The following is a 216-nucleotide window of genomic DNA, read 5'->3' as shown; positions in this document are numbered from 1 at the left end:
CACTGGCCGCCGAATAATTATCAAAAAATGCTGTACCAAAAAAGGGCGATGCTTCTTCAATCTCGAGGAGAAGAATGCTTTCTCCGGTTTCCCCTCCAGGTTGAAGGTTGATCTGTAAGTCTTCAATCAGGGGGTTAATTTGCAATAAGCGCAACTGGTCTTCGAGGTCGTTGACATTAAAGGGAGACTCGATGCCGAGGTTCAGACGAGAGGTAA

Annotated in this window: 1 pseudogene; it reads right to left on the bottom strand. The window is 46.3% G+C overall.

The features are described from left to right. Positions 1–216 (bottom strand): annotated as a pseudogene (locus tag JUI58_RS27440) (ShlB/FhaC/HecB family hemolysin secretion/activation protein); the annotation flags it as partial.

Source organism: Spirulina sp. CCY15215 (assembly GCF_016888125.1).
Lineage (GTDB): Bacteria > Cyanobacteriota > Cyanobacteriia > Cyanobacteriales > Spirulinaceae > CCY15215.
The sequence above is the reverse complement of the archived record's forward strand: the minus strand, read 5'-3'. Positions and strand labels throughout refer to the sequence as shown.